Annotated in this window: 17 protein-coding genes and 1 pseudogene; 2 read left to right on the plus strand and 16 right to left on the minus strand. The window is 57.6% G+C overall.

What is annotated here, in order from left to right:
• Positions 1 to 83: 83 nt before the first annotated feature.
• The 8 genes and pseudogenes from TX82_RS02360 to TX82_RS02390 form a co-directional block, all read right to left on the minus strand.
• Positions 84 to 2,294 (minus strand): TonB-dependent receptor, encoded by a 2,211-nt coding sequence (locus TX82_RS02360; RefSeq protein WP_187291895.1) that lies wholly within the window; start codon positions 2,292 to 2,294, stop codon positions 84 to 86.
• A 451-nt stretch (positions 2,295 to 2,745) separates the two neighbouring features.
• Positions 2,746 to 3,462, minus strand: coding sequence for a FecR family protein (locus TX82_RS02365; protein WP_052338177.1), 717 nt, complete (start codon positions 3,460 to 3,462; stop codon positions 2,746 to 2,748).
• A gap of 144 nt (positions 3,463 to 3,606) precedes the next feature.
• Positions 3,607 to 3,759 (minus strand): annotated as a pseudogene (locus TX82_RS17120) (FecR/PupR family sigma factor regulator); the annotation flags it as partial.
• Positions 3,760 to 3,880: 121 nt separating this feature from the next.
• Positions 3,881 to 4,399 carry an RNA polymerase sigma factor gene (locus tag TX82_RS02370; RefSeq protein WP_005006411.1) on the minus strand — a complete coding sequence of 173 codons (519 nt, stop codon included), beginning with the start codon at positions 4,397 to 4,399 and terminating at the stop codon, positions 3,881 to 3,883.
• A gap of 442 nt (positions 4,400 to 4,841) precedes the next feature.
• The gene (locus tag TX82_RS02375) at positions 4,842 to 5,621 is read right to left on the minus strand and encodes a class I SAM-dependent methyltransferase (protein WP_005006412.1); all 780 of its coding nucleotides are present in this window, start codon (positions 5,619 to 5,621) and stop codon (positions 4,842 to 4,844) included.
• Positions 5,622 to 5,745: 124 nt separating this feature from the next.
• A complete protein-coding gene (locus tag TX82_RS02380; RefSeq protein ID WP_005006413.1) occupies positions 5,746 to 6,174 on the minus strand; it encodes a GlcG/HbpS family heme-binding protein in 429 nt (142 codons plus the stop codon).
• Between the two features lie 195 nt (positions 6,175 to 6,369).
• Positions 6,370 to 7,923, minus strand: a complete 1,554-nt coding sequence (locus TX82_RS02385) for a BCCT family transporter (protein WP_005006414.1) — start codon at positions 7,921 to 7,923, stop codon at positions 6,370 to 6,372.
• A 107-nt stretch (positions 7,924 to 8,030) separates the two neighbouring features.
• A complete protein-coding gene (locus TX82_RS02390) occupies positions 8,031 to 8,885 on the minus strand; it encodes an SAM-dependent methyltransferase (RefSeq protein WP_005006416.1) in 855 nt (284 codons plus the stop codon).
• Positions 8,886 to 9,604: 719 nt separating this feature from the next.
• Between TX82_RS02390 and TX82_RS14980 the strand changes: the two genes are divergently transcribed.
• Positions 9,605 to 11,005 carry a sensor histidine kinase gene (locus TX82_RS14980; RefSeq protein WP_005006418.1) on the plus strand — a complete coding sequence of 467 codons (1,401 nt, stop codon included), beginning with the start codon at positions 9,605 to 9,607 and terminating at the stop codon, positions 11,003 to 11,005.
• Entirely contained in the window at positions 10,989 to 11,639 is a 651-nt protein-coding gene (locus tag TX82_RS02405) for a response regulator (protein ID WP_005006420.1), read from the plus strand. Before TX82_RS14980 ends, TX82_RS02405 begins: the two co-directional genes overlap by 17 nt.
• Positions 11,640 to 11,739: 100 nt before the next feature.
• Here the strand turns inward: TX82_RS02405 and TX82_RS02410 are convergent, their stop codons facing one another.
• The 8 genes from TX82_RS02410 to TX82_RS02445 all read right to left on the minus strand — a co-directional run bounded on the left by TX82_RS02410 (position 11,740) and on the right by TX82_RS02445 (position 19,176).
• A complete protein-coding gene (locus tag TX82_RS02410; protein ID WP_005006421.1) occupies positions 11,740 to 13,434 on the minus strand; it encodes a B12-binding domain-containing radical SAM protein in 1,695 nt (564 codons plus the stop codon).
• 115 nt (positions 13,435 to 13,549) lie between these two features.
• Positions 13,550 to 14,080: a hypothetical protein gene (locus TX82_RS02415; protein WP_005006422.1), complete on the minus strand. Its 531-nt coding sequence runs from the start codon at positions 14,078 to 14,080 to the stop codon at positions 13,550 to 13,552.
• Positions 14,081 to 14,084: 4 nt separating this feature from the next.
• On the minus strand, positions 14,085 to 14,603 hold the full coding sequence (locus TX82_RS02420) for a hypothetical protein (RefSeq protein ID WP_005006423.1): 519 nt from the start codon (positions 14,601 to 14,603) through the stop codon (positions 14,085 to 14,087).
• An 83-nt stretch (positions 14,604 to 14,686) separates the two neighbouring features.
• Positions 14,687 to 15,502 carry a glycosyltransferase family 2 protein gene (locus TX82_RS02425; protein WP_005006424.1) on the minus strand — a complete coding sequence of 272 codons (816 nt, stop codon included), beginning with the start codon at positions 15,500 to 15,502 and terminating at the stop codon, positions 14,687 to 14,689.
• Positions 15,503 to 15,537: 35 nt separating this feature from the next.
• Positions 15,538 to 16,122 (minus strand): SIS domain-containing protein, encoded by a 585-nt coding sequence (locus tag TX82_RS02430; RefSeq protein WP_005006425.1) that lies wholly within the window; start codon positions 16,120 to 16,122, stop codon positions 15,538 to 15,540.
• A 13-nt stretch (positions 16,123 to 16,135) separates the two neighbouring features.
• Positions 16,136 to 17,668, minus strand: a complete 1,533-nt coding sequence (locus TX82_RS02435) for a PfkB family carbohydrate kinase (RefSeq protein WP_005006426.1) — start codon at positions 17,666 to 17,668, stop codon at positions 16,136 to 16,138.
• A gap of 13 nt (positions 17,669 to 17,681) precedes the next feature.
• Entirely contained in the window at positions 17,682 to 18,164 is a 483-nt protein-coding gene (locus TX82_RS02440; protein ID WP_005006427.1) for an adenylyltransferase/cytidyltransferase family protein, read from the minus strand.
• Positions 18,165 to 18,186: 22 nt separating this feature from the next.
• Positions 18,187 to 19,176 carry a GSU2086 family protein gene (locus tag TX82_RS02445; protein WP_005006428.1) on the minus strand — a complete coding sequence of 330 codons (990 nt, stop codon included), beginning with the start codon at positions 19,174 to 19,176 and terminating at the stop codon, positions 18,187 to 18,189.
• Between the last annotated feature and the right edge of the window lie 139 nt (positions 19,177 to 19,315).

Genomic DNA, 19,315 nt, shown 5'->3' on the forward strand with positions numbered 1-19,315 from the left:
GATGAACTCCCTGCACCGGTTCGTTGGTCCCGACTCCCAAGCCTTTGCGAAAGCTCAAACACCGGGACCTTATTTTCAGCGACTCACCATTTGATTGAATACGTGGCGCTGATGGTGCGGCCCATTCCGGCTGAAAAGCGATTGTTGAAGTTGTACATCTGGGAAATAGTCGGGAAATACTGCTCATCCAACAGGTTCCGGATGCCCACCTTCAACGTGCCTACCTTGAACTTGTAAGCGCTGAGCAAATCCACCACATAAAAGTCGCTCACCGTCCCCCTGCCGAAACCGGTCTGCCCGTGGAAACGGTCGCGGTTGCCGGAATACAGAACCTGCAGGCGGTTTCGCCAGTTGGGCAGGGTCTGGTTCTCGACGTAGCCGGTTACCTTGAGCGGCGGGATACGGTTGCCCAGCATGTAGGAATCGAAGTTGCCGTTGTTATCGGAATCCAGTTCGCCTTCCATCAAGGTCAGGGTGCCCCCCATCTCCCACAAGTCGACCGGCTGTGCATCGAACGAAGCTTCTATGCCGTACACACGCTCCGGGATGCGCAGAACAAGGATGGGGTCGCTGGGCAAAGCCGGGCTGGTGAGGGAGGTGCCAAAATCCGATTCGCTGTAGAACAGGGACACCTCACCCTGCACCCTGGACCAGTTGCCGCGAAAACCCACTTCGTAGTTGTCCACGACCTGCGCTTTGGGACGGATGTTTTCCACGGAAGTACCGGCGGGCGCGTTGCGCAGAACCCGGCCGATTTCCGGCACCGTGAATCCCTGCGAGAAGGAAGCGAACGTGCTGATCTCCCTGGTGAGATTGTACGTCACACCCGCATTGAACACCGCGCGCTCGTAATCCAGACTGCCACCCCGGACATTGTTGCCGAAGACCGTGGTGTAATCGTCCACATCAAACAGGATCTGCTCGAAGCGGGCCCCGCCATGAATCGTCAAATCTTCCATCACGACAATTTCGCTCTGCAGGAACGGACCAATGGTGATCTGGTCCATTTCGGGAACGAAATCCCGGCCGTCTTCCATGGGTTGCGACGTTTCTTCATACAGCAGGTCCAATCCCCAAAGGATGCGGCCCATGGAGAACGGCGTCTCCACATCCAACCGCCCACCGATCCGCTGTGAATCCAGAGCGTTCTGCCCGCCGGAGCCAAACGTGGGTGCCGGAAAAAACCCGAAGCGGGTGAAGTAATCCCGGTAATAGATCTGACCTTTCACCTGGCTTCCCATTACATCCCGGTTCACGTAGTTGAGGTTGAGCTGAAGGTTCTCCGTACCCATTTTTTTGCCCGGGGTTGTACCTTCGACGGCGGTGGTCTTTTTCACACCCGTCACGCCATCCACCAGAATAAAATCGGTATCCTGCCTGATCTTGAAGAAGTTCAGGGAAAATTCAAACCGTTGGTTCTCGTCCACATCAAAACCCATTTTGCCGAACAGGTTGTAGGAGTCGGAATCCGCCAGTCCGCCCTGACCATTGGGGTCGGGAGGAATGCGGTCCCCGTCTCCATCAAAGAAACTTCCGGTTTGCTCCGCCGTCACGCTGAAAATGTAATCGAATGTTTTTTCACTGCCCTCCACGCTTTGCATCAGGCGCTTGCGAAGACTTTGCCCCACACTGACGGGCGCGAAACCCAATGTTAAATCCGTGGCGAACTGCGGCTTCCCTTCGCCCGGCTTTTTGGTGATGATGTTGATGACACCGCCGGTTCCGCCCAGGCCGTACACACTGCTGGAACCGCGCAACACCTCGATGCGCTCGATCGCCGAGGGGTCGATGGTCCGCAGGTTACGTTGTCCGTTGCGAAGGGGAATGGTCTGCGGCACGCCGTCGATCAGGACAAACATATTCTGGCCGCGCAGGGTCTGGCCGACATCGGTCAACCCCTCAGTGCTGGTCCCAAGGCCAGGCACCGTCTTGCCCAGCATGTCGCCCAGGTCGCTGGAAAGAGCCAACTGTTTTTCCACATCCTCCTTGCTGACGATGGTCACTCCCTGAGGCGTGTCGATGAGATCACCTATGCCACGAGTCGCGGAAACCTCCACCTTGTTCAAGGACGTTACTTTGGTCACCGTCACCGTGTTGGCGTTGGCAAACCGGTGATCGAGCCCGGTGCCTTCCAGCAGGATCTCAATCGCCTCTTTGGGCGTGTAGGCTCCACGCACTCCCTGGGTTCTCACACCGGATGCAATCTCCGCGTCATATAAAAGCTGAAGGTCGGCGGCCTCACCAAAACGGGTCAGGGCAGATGCCAGATCCTGCGGGGGAATGTTGAATTGCACCTTCCCGCTTCCAGCAGATGACACCGCCTCCGGATTGGATCCGGAAACATTCTGTGCGAAGGCCGTCGGCGCCATGACCAGCATTGACACCGCGAAAAGAAATAGGAATATGAGATTAATCCAGGAAGGAATGCGATCCATGGATCGCACCGTGACACCAGGCTGTTCTTTCATCGTTCAGCTCCAATTCGGCAAAATGGAAAAGGTATGGCATTACGTTAGTTAAACGATAAAAGAACCCCTCCCCCTGACATCGGGGCGGTATTATTTTGAAATGCGCGTCTGCAGTCATCGCATCTCGTTAAATGGAACGACGTGAGAGTCTCGCTCCCTGACATTGGAATCGTGATTTTTTTCGGTTATTTGAATTTATTAAACTATTTAGCGCCTTAATAAGGACAAAAAGGTCGGGATACCCTAAGCGGAATACGGGGGTGGTTCGGAAAAGAGATCAACTGGCTGGAGCCGGGGTTTTGGCCTGATCCAGCAGGACCAGATAGTCGGTCACCCGGAGGATTTTGATCGGCAGGGTGTCCTGAAGAGCCTGAAGCACCAGACCCGGGTCGGTGATATCGAAAACACCGCTGACTTTGGATGAGCGCAGTTGCGGATCTAGGATGAGGATGGTGCCTTTGTGGTAACGATTGACCTCTTCAATCACCTCGGCCAGTGTCTGGTTATGGAACACCAGTTTGCCGCGCCGCCAGGTAGCGATATCCTCGCGGTCCACCATTGCAACTCCGGACAATCCCGTATCTGAACTGTAGTGAATCTGCTGTCCGGATGTCAGGTTGGTTTTCGAAGAATCGCGCGAGACCTGCACCCTGCTTTCCAGCACGGTCACCACCACGCCACCCGGTTTTCTGAGCACTTCAAATGCCGTGCCCAAAGCGCGAACGGTACCGCCGCCCGCAGCTACTTCGAAAGCCCGGTCTTTATCTTCCGCCACGACAAACAAAGCGCGGCCGCGGTCCAGAACGAGCCGCCGGATTTGGGGAGAAAATTCCACCGACAGAGCCGAACCGGTATCAAGATAAACCGTCGAGCCATCGGTGAGGGTCAACTCCCGCCGCTCTCCGGTTTCCGTGTAGTGGTCGCTCGTGATTCGTACCCAGGCATCCGGCAACCAGAAGCTCCCGCCAAACAGAAACAGCAACAGGATAACCATGGACGCACGCCAGCGGGAAGCACCCCGTCTGGTTATTCCGCTCGGGACAGCGGTCGAAGGGGAGACAGGAGGTGCTTTTGAAAGGGGACGGGAATCCGCGCCAGACTTGAGTCCACCAAGATCATTCCAGATGGAGCTGACCCGGTCGTACTCCATCGCATGGAGTGGACTGTGTGCACGCCAGGATTCAAATTGACGGCGGGTCTCTTCCGTGACATCGCCGGATTGCAGGCGGGTAAACCAGGCAATGGCTTCATCTGAAACGGTATGATTTTCGTCGCGCGGATCAGGGGTCATGCGGGCCGTTAACGGATCAGGTGATAAAAGATTTCTGTGTGTCCGGCCAGACCAGCGGCCCGTCGCCGGACGAACTCTTATTACCTAAGACGCAATGCCCCCTATTATACCTTACCCTCGTTTATTGAATAGCCTGTTGAAGGCGATCCCGGCAATGAGCGAGGCCCCTGATGATGTGTTTTTCCACCATGTTGCGGGAAATATTCAAACGCTCCGCAATTTCCGCGTGCGTGCAGTCCTCAAACTTGTGAAGCAGGAACACTTCCCGGCAACGCGGCGGCAACTCATCAACCGCCCGGCGCAAAATCGCCAAGCGTTGTTGATAGTCGATCACCCGGTCGGGCAACGGCATGCCATTGGAAATATCTTCCGGTGCCGATTCCACACTAATATGCCGCTTGCGGGCTTTTTCTGAACGCAGGTGGTCGATGGCCAGGTTGGCGGCCATTTTAAACAGGTACGCGCGGGGATGGGCAACCGTCCGCGGCTCGGCAAGCTGGTTTACCCGCAACCAGGTTTCCTGAACCACATCCTCGGCCAGCAATTGGCAACCGAACTTGCGGATCAGAAACGCCTTCAAATCCTCATAAGAGGAAACCAGGACGGCATGCAAATTGGAATGATAATATTGATAGGACATGCTATTGGAGAAACCTCCCCGTTAGCGCAAATGGATGGTTGAACTGCATAGGGTTCCTCCAGCAATCGCAAGGAAACGGAAGCCCCATTCCGCCAAACCGCACGGGGGAAACCGGCGCTTCATTCCAATCGATCCCGCCTCCCGGCAGGCGGAACCCCTTTATTGAAAGTGGTTATCATAATCATTATTACTATAGAGTCAAGCACTTTCTTTTCACTGCTACCCGCTAATTCCCAGAAAGCCCGGGAGAAGCAAGCGCGGAGGCGCACGGAGAAATGCAGATGGGAGTTGATTAGCCCGGAGCGGATTCACCAGGGCGGAACGGAAGGAACAGCAGGAGGGACGGCACCGATTGGGAGTCGCCGTGAAGGAAGCGTCAACTGATTGCAGGACGCAACAGGACGTACCCTCTGCAAAGGGGGTCCGTTTCAGGGAGAAACTTTTAAGGTTTCCACCCGCTCAGCACCCCACGCTGGGCGGTGAGGGGAAGGATGCTGTTGAGGTCGTCGGCGATGGTTTGCATGAATTCTTCCGCCTTCTCCTGGTCGTCGAAACATTCGTACACGTCATCCAGAAACCCGCTACGCAGTAACGGGTGGCCGAGAAACTCCTTGCCGGGTCCGGTCTCGATCTCCAGCGGCCACTCTGCGGTCTCGATATTTTTCATACCCAGCTCGCACAACCATGCGCGCGCATCGTCGGTAGACGGCCGTTCATCGAGGTATTCCTGAAAGCGCCCGAGTTCCACAGTCAGGTTTCTCGACTGCATCTCCCGCTCCACTCTCCGCCACAGGGAATCGAACGTGCCTTTCGTAGGCCAGGTGAGGACGATCTGCCCGCCGGGCTTTAAAAATTGCACGAGGCTTTTGAGTGCGGCGGGCCGGTCCGGCCGGAAAAACATGAAGGCGATGTTGCCGGTGATGCGGTCGAACTTCGGCAGGTTGGGCGGCAGCTGGCGCATATCGCCCACTTCGAACTGAAGCCAGGGCATGCGCGTTCCCTGCATGCCCCGCGCCCTCAATACCTGGTTGTGGTGGATATCCACCGCCAGCACATATCCCTGCGGACCCACTTGATCGGCGATGTAAAACGCGGGGATGCCCCCGCCTGCGGCGACGTCCAGCACCCGTGCCCCGGGAAACAGGTCCAGATGATGCAACAACGCCTGAGCGAACGGCGTGGACCAGGGGTTGCCTTCCGGCAAGGCCCAATGCGATTCCATAAAAATTCCCCCCTCAAGTTTTACAGGACTGGACAGCGGCCGCACCCCCCTCAGAATGCGTCTGCCCGTTGTATCCCTTTTTTCTCCTGCTTACTGCATGCCGGTCGCATTTGCGCCCGCCATACTAATTGTCCAGCAGGTACTGCGCGCCCGCGGCGGCGACTTCGTGATCCTTCTCCACCACGTCGCCGGACACACCGATGGCACCGACCACGTCTCCGCCCTTCGTCTTCAGCGGCACACCGCCGGGAAAGGTAATGAGTCCGTCATTGCAGTGTTCGATCTGGTAAAAGGGCCCGCCGGGCTGGCTGAGACTGCCGATCTCGCCCGTAGGCAGGTTGAAATAGCGCGAGGTTTTGGCCTTGCGAATGGCGATGTCGATGCTTCCCATCCAGGCTTCGTCCATGCGGAAGAAGGCTTTCAGGTGACCGTCCGCGCCGACGACAGCGATGTTCATGTTCGACCCGATTTCGCGGGCCTTGGTCGTGGCCGTGCGCAGGATGTGCCGCGCGGCTTCGTCGTCGAGGTCCTTGTACGTCTTGAGTTCTGCCATGAGTGTCCTTTCCTGACAATCCAGTTTTGGGGGGAGTGAATTGCCGATTCTCTTTAAAGTTCCGGTTAAATTGTATCGGCCCGGAAAGAAACTTCAAGGTTTTTTAAAGCTTATTTAAAGGGCCATTCCCGCTGAGAGAATGTAGGAAATAGAACGAATGGAAATGGGAGGGTTTTTACAGCGTGACCCCTTGCGTCAGGCTTCCTGCTCGCGAGTGGCCTGTTCCTGTTTTTGCTGGCGGCGTTCATTGAGAAGCGCGATACGCAACCCATAAATGAGGCCGATCAGAACGATGGCGAAGGGCAGACCGGTGGTGATGGCGGCGGTCTGCAACGCGTTCAACCCACCTGCGATCAGCAGCACGATGGCGATGACGCCTTCGGTGACCGCCCAGAACAGGCGTTGCAGTTTGGGCGGGTCAGGGTCGCCGCCGGCGGTGATCATGTCGATCACGAAACTGCCGGAGTCGGACGAGGTGACGAAGAAAGTGATGATGACGACGGTGGCGATGGTGGCGGTGATCGCGTCCAGCGGCAGCGATTCCAGCATGAAGAACAGGGCGGTGCTCACGTTCTTGTCCACCGCCTCGGCGATCGCGCCGCCTTCGACCAGGTCCAGATGAATAGCGGTGCCGCCGAACACACTGAGCCACGCAAACGTCGCCAGGCACGGCGCGAGAAGGCAACCGAGTATGAACTCGCGGATGGTGCGGCCGCGCGACACGCGGGCGATGAACATGCCGACGAACGGCGACCAGGCAATCCACCACGCCCAGTAAAACGTCGTCCAGCTGGAACGCCATTCCACGCCGTACATGGTTTCGCTGGCGACACTGAGCACGAGAAAGTTCTGCGCGTAGTTGGCGAGAGTCGTGCCGAAAGTGGTCAGGATGTAAAGCGTCGGCCCGGCAAGAAAGACGAATAAAAGAAAAATCCCCGCCACCCACAAATTGAAATGACTGAGGCGGCTGATGCCCTTGTGCAATCCCAGCATCACGGAGAAGGTGGCGATCAGCGTGATGAATGAGATGAGTGCCACCTGCACCCACACCGACTGCGGCACGCCGGCTATGAAATGCAGGCCGGAGTTCACCTGCATCGCGCCCAGTCCTAAGGACGTCGCCACGCCGAACATCGTGCTGACCACGGAAAAAATGTCGATCACGTGACCGAACGGACCGTAGATGCGGTCGCCCAGCAACGGATAAAACGCCGACCGGATGGTGAGCGGCAGTCCCTTGCGGAACGCGAAGTACGCCAACGCCATGCCGACAACGCAGTAAATCGCCCACGCGTGCAGACCCCAGTGGAAAAACGTCAACTGCATGGCCTGTTCGGCGGCGCGTTCGGTTTCCGGCACGCCGATCGGCGGGTTCATGTAATGGCTGATGGGCTCGGCCACGCTCCAGTAAATGAGGCCGATGCCCATACCGGCGCTGAACAGCATGGCGAACCACGTGGCGAAGCTGAATTCGGGACGGTCGCTGTCCTTGCCCAGCCGGATTTTCCCGTATGGGCTGAACAGCAGGAACAGAGCGAAGAACAGAAGCAGGCAGGTGGTGATGGTGAACACCCAGCTGAAATTGCCGGTGATGAACGTCTGCACCGCCGTAAAAACATCCTGCGCCGTTTTCGTGAACAGCGTACCGTACAGAATGAAGAGAAACATGATGGCCGCAGCGGTCACGAACACCGGCGGATTGGTGCGCGTGAAAAACCACAGCGGCCGGGTTGGGATTTCATGTTTCATGACGGGGCCTCACAACCTGCCCACGGACCACCGGCGCGGGGATGCCGGTTTTTCAGGGTGTCCGGGGCGCTTGGAATATAGGAAGGTATTTGAATGAAACCGTACGCTCACGGAGTCCCGGGTTTCTCGAACAGGGTGATGCCCCAGGCCAGGCGGCCGCTTTTGCCTGCGTCCACCCAGTGGCCGAGTCCGGTCAACATGCGGTCAATGTATTCCTGTCCACACAACTTCACCACCTCGTCGTAGTGCTTCAGGGTCTCGTCGCGCACACGGCTGTAATGCATGGTGAGCTGATTCGAGTGGTCCTCCATCCGTTTCAGCCGGAATCCCTGCTTGCCGGCTTCATCGTAATAAAACCGGAACGACCCCAGTGTGGATAAATGAATGCGCGCGAGAATGGGACCGAGCGCGTCTTCCGGGCAATCGTCCTTTTTCATGATGTCGGTGAAGATGAACAATCCGCCGGGTTTCAGCACACGGTACGCTTCCGAAACCACGCGCGCGCGGTCGGCGCTGTGCAGAAACGAATCCTGCGACCAGATCACGTCGAACGACTTGTCCTCGAACGGGATTTCCTCGAAGCTCCCGTGAGCGACGTCGACCAGCCGGTCGAGCCCGCGTTCCTTGTTGAATTCCCGGTTGCGGTTGTTCTGCGTCTCGCTCAGGTTGAGACAGGTCACATGGCACCCGCGCTGGGTGGCCAGGTACCGCGCGCCGCCGCCGTAACCCGCGCCGAGGTCCAGAACCCGCTTGAATATATTAAGATCCAGGAGGCTCATCATGTGGTTCACGATGCGTTTGCTGGCGATACCGATCGGCTCTTCTTCGTAATTGTACTGGCCGATGTGGATGTGCTCGCCGCCCCAGATTTTGAAATAAAATTCGTCCGCGTTGGAACTGTCGTAATACTCCTCCGCTTTTTCCACTGCGGTGGACGTATCGTTTTTGGTCAAACTGCTCATATTGGATCCCCCAGATAAATGAACGCTCACACACTATTTCGATGGGGTCGTGTGAAATTCACGATTCACAAAGACATGATGGAGAAGTGTGTGGGACAAAGAATTGTGAAAGAATTTCAATTATATGCATTTGAGAGTGCCTTTTCAAGGCGGCCGGGTTCCCCGCACATGCGGACCCGGTACCAACCGCTTGGAAAAACGCCGTTAACCCAATCCGTTTTTTTCCAATCAGGCAAAAAAACCGGGGCCGTCCTCAGCAGGATCGAAAGACTTCGACCCTTTTTTACTCAATTCAATGATGGAATGGCCTTGCACTTCCTCCTATTGTAGAGCGTTCGCCGTATTTCGGCAAAGACTCGCTCCCCTCGAAACGGCCCGGCACCGATCAGAGAAAACCATCCAGCCCGCACCAATGCGTTGCAATGGATAAGGTTGATACGTTCCGCCGAACCCCGACAGTCGGCAGGAGCAATCCCTTCAGCCTCTTCGAGGTAACTGTTTTTTTGGCGTCTCTGGCGCGTTGTCTGGTAACATTGGACTTCCAAAAGACCCTGAATGGGACCACTTAAAGCCATTTTAAAGGGAAACGCCCCGGTTACGTTCCATTTACCGGGGCTCAAGGCATTGCAGGGATTCATGTGTTCCCTTTGAAAACGGCTGGTAATTTCTGACCGCAGGCACCGGGAAACGCCCCGGCTTCGCGGCACGGGACCCAGACCATGAAACTGAGCAAATACAACATCAACCTGGAAACCTCGCATTGGTGGATTCCCATCGCCAATATTTTTCTGGGGATTGCCATGCTTGCCATGATGGGCTTCAGCTTCTGGAAGGGACTCGAGATGAATACCGTTTACGCCCCCCTCATCAACGCCGACACGGAAGTCAAACTGAAGGTGGTGGCCGCCCACATGTGGGTGGAGGAAATCCTTGGCGGCGACCAGACCAAGGACACGGAAGGCGTGTGGAGATTCCTGGACCAGGCGGACTGGTACGCCAACGCCATGCTGGAAGGCGGACAGAATGAGGAAGGCACCATCATGCCGCTCAACGATCCGGAAATCCGCGAAGTCATCCGCGAGGTACGCAACAACATCGCCGAGTTTCGCAAGATCGCCCACACGCGCCTGTCCAACCGCGCCACGTCGGGAACCGGGTCGCCCATGGACAAGTACTACGACGAAGTGTACCTGAGCTTCAACCGCAAGGCCGACCGCATCAAGCACCGTTTGCAGGAATTGATGGCCACCGACCTGCAGTATTTCAAAGTCACGCAGATCACCTTGATGGGCGTCATGTTTCTTCTGTCGATGTCGATGGCCCTGGTCGTGTTCCGCTTTGAGCGGTTTCGCGACAAGTGGATTCATGCCCTGCACGAAGCCAACGTGAACCTGGAAAAAGAAGTCGAGGAACGCAAACAGGCGGAGGTCAAGCTCACGGAGTACGGCAACCAGCTGCGCCGGCTGACCAACCAGCTGCAATCGATCCGCGAAGAGGAAAAGACCCGCATCGCGCGAGAAGTCCACGACGAACTGGGGCAGACGCTCACCGCGCTCAAAATGGAACTTGCCTGCCTGGTCAACGACGTCAAGCAGGGTTCTGACGGCGTACCCCAGAGGACACGTTCGATGAGCCAGTTGATCGACAGCACCATTCAATCGGTGCAGCGCATTGCCACAGAACTCCGGCCGCAGATTCTCGACGTGCTGGGCCTCTCCGAAGCCATCCGCTGGGAGACGGCGGAGTTCGAGAAGCGGACGGGGATTCAATGCCACGTCAAATTCATTCCGGAGAAGGTCATTCTCGAACGCAACCTGTCCACCACCCTGTTCCGCATCTACCAGGAGGCGATGACCAACGTGGCGCGCCATTCCGGAGCGAAAAACGTGACCATCTGCGTGAAAGAAAAGGAAAACGAAGTGATTCTGGAAATCTGCGATGACGGACGCGGAATTCAGAAGCATCTGTTATACAACTCGCAGTCCCTCGGCCTGCTTGGCATCCAGGAACGCGCCCGCGCGCTGGATGGCGAAACCACGATCGAGGGCGACCCCACATCCGGCACCACCGTTCGCGCCGTAATTCCAGTGAAACAGAAACTATATGAAAACATCCAATAGCAAAATTCGTATTTTCGTGGTGGACGATCACGCGGTCGTTCGCCAGGGCATCAAGCACATCATCGTCCAGAACGCCGACATGGAAGTGGTGGGCGAAGCCTCCCACGGCAACGAGGTGCTGGATAAAATCAAGGACCTGGAAATCGATGTCATGCTGATGGACATCGAGATGCCTGAGAAAAGCGGGTGGGAGGTGATGTCGCAGTTGAAGTACAGCCACCCCAACCTCGGCGTCATCATTCTCAGCATTTTCCCGGAAGATCATTACGGCGTGCGCCTGATCAAAGCCGGCGCATCCGGGTACCTCACCAAATCCAGCGCGCCGGAACAACTGGTTCAGGCTATCCGCACGGTCTCCGACGGCGGCAAGTTCATCAGCCCGTCACTGGCCGAAAAGCTGATCCAGGAACTGGACAAGAAGGAAGGACAGCCTTTGCACGCCGTTCTTTCCGAACGCGAGTTCCAGGTGTTCTGCATGATCTCCTCGGGCAAGAAGACCAAGGAAATCGCGGACGAACTGTCGCTCAGCATCACCACCATCAGCACCCACCGATCGAACATCCTGGAAAAAATGGGGATGAAGAACAACGCCGAGCTCATCCACTACGCGCTCAAGAACGGACTGGTCCGCTGAAGCGTTTCCTGCACAGCAAAACATGCGGTGCCGGGAAACACACCTTCTGCGTGCTGATAATTTCAGGAATAAAAGTGGACCGGGAAGGAATACGGCCGGGTCAGCTGGGCGAGGACCAGCGCAGCCATTCGGCCCGGCCCTGTTGCGGCCGTTCCTTGGACTCGGTGTCCGCCACGGAAACGGAAGGTTCCGTCTCCCCCGCTGGCAGGGATGCGTCCTTGGGCACCCGGGCGCGGCGGAATGTGCGGTCCTTCATCTTCACATCTTTCGGAGCCGCTTCCGAGCGTCCGCGTTTCAGGAGCGCAAACACGGCGTTGCCCACAAACGGCGGCAACATGGAGAACAGCAGGTTGGTGCCCAGGATGAACGCCATGCCGGTGAGCGACGCCACCTCGCGCGGCTTGAAAAACCAGTTGGGCGGCAAAGAAACCCAGCCCACGCCCTTGTCGCGGAGCATGATGGACTTGATGATCTTCCACTGGAAGTAGTATTGCAGGTTGCGGCGGATGATGTCGCGCTTCAGTTCGAACTCCGTCACGCCCTTCGGCACATAAGCCAGCGGCATGGTATCGAAGATGCTGCGCGTGATGGACAGGGTGCTGTTGAAATTACGCCAGCCCTCCATGATGTGCAGGCGGCCTTCGCTCTGCGCCACATCGTAAATCGGGGTGCCCGGGTACGGGATCAGGTTGTTGAACTTGACGAACCCGACGTTCGCCCCGTTGACCACCCGCCACGACTCGTCGCGGTCTTCCTTGCTCTCGCCCGGGAAGCCGTAAATCATGAACAGCGACACCTTGAAGCCGTATTTTTTGCACAGCCTGACGGCTTCCATGTGCTGGGCCACCGTCTGGTCCTTGTTGGCTTCCTTGGCGATGCGCTCGACGCCGGTTTCCATACCCATGCCGATGGTCTGGAAATTGGCCCGTTTCATCGCCGGCAAAATCTCTTCGTAAATATTGTCGGCGCGGGTCTGTACGGCAAAGGCGCACTTCTCGTGAAGGCCGGCTTCGACGATGCCGTCGCACAACTCAATCACCCGGCGCTTGTTGACGCTGAAGATGTCGTCGTAAAACGTGATGTTCTCGATCTTGTATTTATTGACCAGGATCTTGACGTTCTCGATGATGCGTTCCATCGAGTGCCAGCGGTAGGTCAGGCCGGTGAGGATGCGCTGACTGCAATAACTGCATTTGTACGGACACCCGCGCGCTCCGGTGAGGAATCCCATGTCGTATTTGGGATGCTCAAACAGCTCGTAGGGAAAAATCGGCACATCGTCGAGGTTGTCGATCAGGTCGTTGTCTTCGTTGGCGACCAGTTCCCCGTTATCGTCGAGGAAGGTGATGCCGCGGATTTTTTTCCAGGCGTCGCCGCCTTCGCGAAGGGCGTGGTAAAGCTGGCGCATGGTCTCTTCCCCTTCGCCGCGCACCACGATATCGGCCGAGCCGTTGCGAAGCGGTTCCTCCGGCAGCGCAGTGACGTGCACACCGCCCATGACGACCGTGCAGTCCGGATACGCTTCCTTGTACATGCGGCCGATGGTGTAGGCCCGTCCCGCCTGCGCCGTCAGCACGGTGATGCCGATGATCAGTGGCTGTTCGAGTCCCTCGGTAAACTGGCGGAAGTTGTCCTCGGTGATGGTCTCGATTTCCTCGTCCACCACGCGGATGTTCTTCACCCCGTATTTGCGAAGATACGCGGAGATGACCCCGATCGATACGGGAATGCCCACCGGGATGTACCGCGACAGCATGCCGCCGAATTTTTCGTATGCCGGATTGATGAACAACATGGGTTCGAAACCTTTCGTATAGGGGGCTCGAACTTACACGAATGCCTGGGTTGAGGGACCGCCCTCCTGGCCCCAAAAGGTGTGTTCTTTAATGATAAAGGAGGGCGGAATAATTTCAATCAAATTCGCTGCTTTTTCCAAGAACAATGCGTTTGGCCACCACAATGGCCTGGGATATCCAGAGCATGACTGGTTTTCCGATAAAATACCGTCCGTCGCGCTCCACGATCTGGCCGGTGCCGAGCAGCCGTTTCAACCGGATTTCAACCATTTGCGAGGCATTGTAGCGTCCCAGCAGCTCGTCGAGGGCCAGCCCCCCTCCCGCCTCGTGGAGTTCGCGCAGCAAACGGATGCGCCGGGCGGTTTCGCCCAGGTTGATGAAGTGGAAATAGCAATAGCCCAGCATGCCGTAGGTGACCACATTCACAAACAAAAGCGCTGCGGCCTCGTTCAATGCCAAACCCGAACCCTGGGCGATCACCCATTCCCCGCCCAGCAAGGCTCCCATGCCCGCCGCAAAGCCGAGGTAAACGGATTTGAGCAGGCCCCACCGTCCCCACCGGGCCACGGCAATCTGGATCAACACATTGATCGCAAGGCACAAAACGGGGTTCAGAACATGGGCGATTTCACGTGCCGTCACCATCGGCTCAGCCTCCCTTTCCGGCCTTGAACAGCGACCGGTACACCACGAACAGGCGCGCCATCAGACGGCCTTTCGGCGTCAAGCGGTAGCGCCCGTCCTCCAGCACTGCCATCTTGTCGGTCAGAAGATCGCGCAGGCGCGGCTTCACCAGCACATCGTCGTTCATGCGCTCAAAAAACGTTTCCACCGGCAGGCCCGGTTTGCCCGCTTCGGCCACGGCCTGCACCATGACAAGTGACGGACTGTCCGCTTCCAGACCGGAGTAAGTGATCATGTACGCCAGCGTGAACGCGGTGAACATCAGAGCGATGTGCAGGAACTGCGCCCAGCGGGTGGGCGCGGTCACACCGAACAGAGAGGCTTCCGGGTTCGTCCACAACACGGCGGATCCCAGCACCAGAGTGCCGAAGAATATCTGCAACAGCACCTTGGTCTGGCGCTGCGGCAGGCGGATTTTCCAAATGATGAGGTGCAGGGCCAGTGCCAGAATCAGCAGGGCCAGGCCCCAGACAAGAACTTGCATTGGAAACGGATACAGGTTGAAAGAAAAGGATTACGCCAAACACCCCAAAGGTGCGTGGCGGCGCCACGGGGGTTCCACCCGTTTTACTTTTTAACTTTATACAAGGTGTTTTCGGTGGCGTAGCGACGCGAGGTCGAACTGCCCGCGACAAATTCGTCCTTGGCCACCTTGCTTTTCTTGCTGAAATAGAAATCCCGCACCAGACGGAGATAGCCTCGCGCCACACGCAGAAGTGACGGATAGGACACCGCCTTGGACTTCCCTTCCAGCCGCAGGCCCAGCCGGTACGGCACTTCCGCAAACAGGTATCCCTTTTTCACCGCACGGATCAGGATGTCGGTCTGGAAGAAAAAGCTGGCGCTCCGGTATTCGAGTTCTTTCAGGATGCATTTGCGGTAGAGCACGGTGCCGTTGGTGTAGTTGAAATTGACCATGAAGGTGGAGTTGATGACACTGCGGTATACAAACGAAAGGATATTACGGAAGACGCTGCGCACGCCGCGGTTGTACACAAAGGGGATGACGATGTCCACGTGCTCCAGCAGGCGGATGTACTGCATGATTTCCCAGGGATCGTTTTCGTTGTCGCCGGGAAGCATGATGACGATTTCATTGGCCGCGTCGTCCACCCCTTCCCAGAAGGATGCACCGATGCCGCGCGGTTTTTCGTGATGGATCACCCGCACGCGCGGGTCGCGAGCCATGAACTCCTCGACGATTTGCGGCGTGCGGTCGCGGCTACCGTCATTGACGGCAATGATCTCGCCGGGAATGGAAAAGTGGTCCAGCGCATCCAGCGTATTCTGCAAGGCAAGCGCGATGTGCGCTTCCTCGTTCAGCGCCGGCATGATGACGCTGATCGTCGGATGATCCCCCATAAGCTTGTCTGTATCCGGCATCCCCCGCCCCCTCAGGTTGGTGCCTCAGGCAACCGCTACGCGCTGGCCTGCTGGTTCATGATCATGGTGTCGAGTATGCAGTGACAGATGGCGTGGTGCAGCACCTCAACCGGCCCGTATCCCAGGAACGGCACGTAGAAATTGAGGTCGCCCTTGACCCGCAGCGGGTTTTCCTCCTTGAACCCGGAAAACGTCACCACATGACACCCACGTTCGCGCGCCGCCTTGACGCCGTTGTGGATGTTCTCCGAATTGCCGGAACTGCTGATGGCGAACAGGATGTCGCCGGGATCGGCCAGAAACTCGATCGGTTTCTGGAACACGTACTCGTAGCCGAAATCGTTGCCGATGCAGGTCAACAGGGCACCGTCGTTGAACGCGGTGGCCCGTTTCCCGCCGGCCTTGGTGAAGTCGGTCGCCATGTGGCTGGCGATGGAAGCGCTCGCTCCGTTGCCGATGAACATAAGGCGTTTTCCCGCCTGCGACTGCTTGTTGATCAGCTCCACCGCCGCCACCACGCCATCGGGAAAACTGTAGGTCTCCCCGTTCTGGCCGGTCACCATGATGCCATCCATCGCCTTCTTCAAGTTACCAAAATACTCTTCAACCATACGTTGCATAAAACAACCCCTGTTATTTGGCCAGTGAATGAATCAGTTCCAGAACTTCATTTTTTTCAACCGATCGCTTGTTGCCCATGATCTGCACCGCCAGCGCCCCGACCGCATTGCCGACGAAGGTGACCATGTCCATCGGCATCGACTGCGCCACGCACGGCGCGGTGTAGGCGAAGTAGGCATCGCCCGCGCCGATGGTGTCGACCACGTTGGTCGAGAAAATGGGCGTGCGGAACACCTGCTGTTTGCCGTTGACTCCCAGCGAGCCGCGTTTGCCCAGAGTCACCACCAGGTGGTTGGCCTGGATCTGCTCCTTGATGGTGAGCGCGATCTCGTCGATGGCGCCGTGTTTGTCCTGCGCCGCGAGCCGCACTTCAGGCTCGTCCAGGCAGACATAATGCGGCCTGGCGTATTTGGTGATGAGATTGTAACCGGAATTCGCGGCATTGGTCTGTGTGTTGACGGCCAGCACCTTCGAATTGTCCACCAGCGCCTTATAGATGGTCTCCGACACGAACCCGTGCCCGAAATCCGAGAGCAAAACCAGGTCGTACCCCTGCACCTGCTGTTTCAGGTAATCCGCCACTTCCCGGTCGAGGGAGGGCGACAGCTTGGTGTCGTTGATGTAATTCACCTCGAACAGCTTCTGGTTCAGGTACTGGTGCACGAAACGGGTCTTGGTGATGGTCGGGCCGTCTTCGCGGTAAAAGAACCGCGTGGTGACGTTCGGCTTCAGGTTGTCGCGGATGAACTCGGCGCGCGGATTGTCCAGCCCCAGAAGCGTCACCAGGTGCACCTCCTTGCACAGTCCTGCCACATGGTTGGCGATGGCGAACGCGCCTCCCGCAAACACTTCGTGGCTGAGGAACCGGTTGACCACCAGGTTCGCCTTGCCCGCCTTGCCCATCGGTTCGCAGTAATGGTATTCGTCGATGATGCCGTCGCCGATCAGGCACACGCGCAGGTTCTCCATGCCGTGCAGGTAATCGGCGATTTCCTTGAACGTGTAACGCTTGAAAAAGTTTTTCAGGAAGAGCTTGGTGTCTTCCGGGTAGAGGTCGAAGAAGTTACGCAGGATGTGCGAGGAACGCATGGAAAACCCGTCGGTCTCGCGGATCTGGATTTCGCCCCAGAACAGGTCACGCTCCTCCTCGAAGATCTTGCGGTTCACCTCCTGGTCGCGTTCCTGGTGCGCCTGCCCCTTGGCGAACACGTCGGGGTTGAGGATGCGCACGCATTCGAACGGACGCTCGTCGTCCACCAGGCAGACGTAGTCGACCTGGGCGAGCGACGCCACATTGTTCAGCCGCAGGGTTTCCGGGAACACCGGCCGCCCGGGACCGCGCCTCACGTCTTTGTCCTTGATGACCGTCACGATCATCACGTCGCCCATGCTGCGGGCCGTGTTGAGATGCTGTACGATACCGGGGTGAATGAGATCGAACACCCCGTGCGACAACACCACTTTTCTGCCTTCGGCCTTGAGTTCGCGCACTCTGGCGGCGAGATCTTCAAAGGTAAGGATTTTTTCCTGCGGATCGACAGCCATAGCCCCTGCCTGGTTATTTGATGTATTTGTTGATGAGTTCCGTGGAGGAGAACACGATCTCGTGGGTGAAGCGCATTTCCGCGCCGATCTCCTCCAGCACCTTGAACTCCTTCTGAATCTTGCCGGTCTTGTCTTCCAGCTTTTCGAACTCCTGCCCCTTCACGTAGATGTCCGGGCGAAGCAGGCGCAGGGTTTCCTCCGCCGTCGGCCACTCGTTGATGCCGGCGTAATCGACACATTCGAGCGCGGCCAGCGACTCGGCCCGCAGCCGCTCCCCGAACACCGGCCTGCCGGGTCCTTTATCCACAAAGCGGTCGGGACTGACGGTAACCACCAGCACGTCGCCCATCTTCTTCGCGGCCTGCAGGTACTTGATGTGGCCGGGATGCATGAGGTCGAAACAGCCGTGGCACAGGACCACCTTGCGGCCACGGGCTTTTTCCTCTTTCAGTTTCTCCGCCAGCGTAGCCAGATCGAAGACCTTCGCGTCGGACATTCCGGAGTTCCTATAAAACAGATTAACGGGTTTTTCCCGATTTGTGTTCCAAATTCTGAATCGCCTGCCATAAAGCCGGAACCGTGTCCGCGTGGGTGCCCTTCACATAATGGCTGTCGCCGCCGTCGGCGACGGTGCGCACCAGCATGGTTTTCCACGGACGGTAATAATAACCGGCGCTCGACCGCGGCGCTTCCCTGCGGAAGTTCGAGGGCAGGTCGTGCAGGTCACAGACCAGCGTGGTGAAGCGCCGCACTTCGCCGCCCTCCTGGTGCGCCAGGTTGCGCGCCATGCTGAGCGCCTTGAGGTACACCTCCGGGGCCATGACGGCACTGCCGAAATTCATCACCACCCCGCCTTCCAGCCGCCTCACACAGGCGGCGAACCTGAGAAAATCGGTGTAGGACAGGGCGCCCGTCGCCGCACCGTCGAAATTCGGATGCTGGTGGATGATGTCCTGCCCGATGCACACGTGCACCGTGGCCGGGATCCCCAGCCGCTCGGCATGCGCGAACAGGCTGATGTCCTTGTGCGGGAAATCGCTTTCTCTTATGGCCCGCCCCACCGCCTGCCCCAGTCCGACGTGCGGGTCTTTTTTGTAGGCGGCGTTGACGATGTCGTTGAGCTCCGCCGTCTCCTTCCAGAAGCCGAACTCCCCGGTCTGGATGTACCGCGCCACGCTTTCGGTGGTGGCGCCGATGCGCGCGAACTCGTAGTCGTGAATGATCCCCGCACCGTTGAACGCCAGGCAATCGAGGTAACCGCGCTCCATCAGGTCGATGAGGTAGCGCTGCACGCCGGACCGGATCACGTGGGCACCCATCATCAGAATGCGTGCGGTGCCGGATTCCTTCGCCCGCATCAGACATTCCGCCACCGGCCGGAGCACCTCGACCATGAGCGGCGACGCGCCGCGTTCCAAGTCGCGGATGCAATCCACTTGCAGATCGTGCTGTCGTTCGGCCAACGGTTTGATTTTCAGGGAGGTCAGGTTGAATGACGGTGTTTGCATCGGTCAGCCCGTGGCCGGTCAAAGAAAGTGGAGAGCCGGGACCCTCCACCTGCCGGGGCCCCTAAGTCTGTGAATTGTATAATTAAAGGGAGCGTCTGGCAAATTGGAATTCGTTTTCCCCTTTCCGGGTGTGTCCCGG

Origin of the sequence: Nitrospina gracilis 3/211 (assembly GCF_000341545.2) — a bacterium.
In the GTDB taxonomy this organism is placed as follows: Bacteria; Nitrospinota; Nitrospinia; order Nitrospinales; family Nitrospinaceae; genus Nitrospina; species Nitrospina gracilis.

Excerpts from the sequence above, each read along its gene's own strand:
- TX82_RS02365 (WP_052338177.1), bottom strand. The coding sequence starts at position 3,462 with ATGGTTATCCTGTTGCTGTTTCTGTTTGGCGGGAGCTTCTGGTTGCCG.
- TX82_RS02370 (WP_005006411.1), bottom strand. The coding sequence starts at position 4,399 with ATGTCCTATCAATATTATCATTCCAATTTGCATGCCGTCCTGGTTTCC.
- TX82_RS02375 (WP_005006412.1), bottom strand. The coding sequence starts at position 5,621 with ATGGAATCGCATTGGGCCTTGCCGGAAGGCAACCCCTGGTCCACGCCG.
- TX82_RS02380 (WP_005006413.1), bottom strand. The coding sequence starts at position 6,174 with ATGGCAGAACTCAAGACGTACAAGGACCTCGACGACGAAGCCGCGCGG.
- TX82_RS02385 (WP_005006414.1), bottom strand. The coding sequence starts at position 7,923 with ATGAAACATGAAATCCCAACCCGGCCGCTGTGGTTTTTCACGCGCACC.
- TX82_RS02390 (WP_005006416.1), bottom strand. The coding sequence starts at position 8,885 with ATGAGCAGTTTGACCAAAAACGATACGTCCACCGCAGTGGAAAAAGCG.
- TX82_RS14980 (WP_005006418.1), top strand. The coding sequence starts at position 9,605 with ATGAAACTGAGCAAATACAACATCAACCTGGAAACCTCGCATTGGTGG.
- TX82_RS02405 (WP_005006420.1), top strand. The coding sequence starts at position 10,989 with ATGAAAACATCCAATAGCAAAATTCGTATTTTCGTGGTGGACGATCAC.
- TX82_RS02410 (WP_005006421.1), bottom strand. The coding sequence starts at position 13,434 with ATGTTGTTCATCAATCCGGCATACGAAAAATTCGGCGGCATGCTGTCG.
- TX82_RS02415 (WP_005006422.1), bottom strand. The coding sequence starts at position 14,080 with ATGGTGACGGCACGTGAAATCGCCCATGTTCTGAACCCCGTTTTGTGC.
- TX82_RS02420 (WP_005006423.1), bottom strand. The coding sequence starts at position 14,603 with ATGCAAGTTCTTGTCTGGGGCCTGGCCCTGCTGATTCTGGCACTGGCC.
- TX82_RS02425 (WP_005006424.1), bottom strand. The coding sequence starts at position 15,502 with ATGCCGGATACAGACAAGCTTATGGGGGATCATCCGACGATCAGCGTC.
- TX82_RS02430 (WP_005006425.1), bottom strand. The coding sequence starts at position 16,122 with ATGCAACGTATGGTTGAAGAGTATTTTGGTAACTTGAAGAAGGCGATG.
- TX82_RS02435 (WP_005006426.1), bottom strand. The coding sequence starts at position 17,668 with ATGGCTGTCGATCCGCAGGAAAAAATCCTTACCTTTGAAGATCTCGCC.
- TX82_RS02440 (WP_005006427.1), bottom strand. The coding sequence starts at position 18,164 with ATGTCCGACGCGAAGGTCTTCGATCTGGCTACGCTGGCGGAGAAACTG.
- TX82_RS02445 (WP_005006428.1), bottom strand. The coding sequence starts at position 19,176 with ATGCAAACACCGTCATTCAACCTGACCTCCCTGAAAATCAAACCGTTG.